A 460-nucleotide genomic window follows, 5' to 3' on the forward strand; every position below is an offset into this window, starting at 1 on the left:
CGCGAACCGGGCCTTGAACTTGTCATTGCGCGCGACGGTGCCCTCCCAGTTGGGCTGGGCGGACTGGCTGAGCCACCCGGCAGTGATCGCCCGGCGGAGATCGAGAAGGCCCTCGATCCAGACGGCCCGCAGCTCCAGCGGCGTGAAAGACGCCTTCCTCAGCCGGCTGTGCCCCGTGCTCGGCACGTACTCGCGCACCTTCCCCCCGCTGCTTCCCAGTTCCTTTTTCCACGCCTTGAACTCGCCCGTCGTGTCAAGCCCGGACAGGCCCTCTGCGACAAGGAACCCCAGCCCCTGGAGCTCGATGCAATCCCGCATCGCCCGGGCGTCGTTGAGCCAGCAGACTGCGTCGCGCGAGTCGCGATGCGGCTCGCCGTCCGGCAGGTCCACCCGCATCGCCGTGTGCGCCTTCGCGTCCCACACACGGGTCGACGATGCGTAGTCGAACGCGGTGCTGCCG

The 460-nt window shown here is 68.9% G+C and carries 1 protein-coding gene; it reads right to left on the reverse strand.

What is annotated here, in order from left to right:
• Positions 1-460: hypothetical protein (locus G3I71_RS47280; protein ID WP_164325117.1), on the reverse strand; the 460-nt coding region annotated here is incomplete at both ends.

Origin of the sequence: Streptomyces sp. SID12501 (genome assembly GCF_010550245.1) — a bacterium.
In the GTDB taxonomy this organism is placed as follows: Bacteria; Actinomycetota; Actinomycetes; order Streptomycetales; family Streptomycetaceae; genus Streptomyces.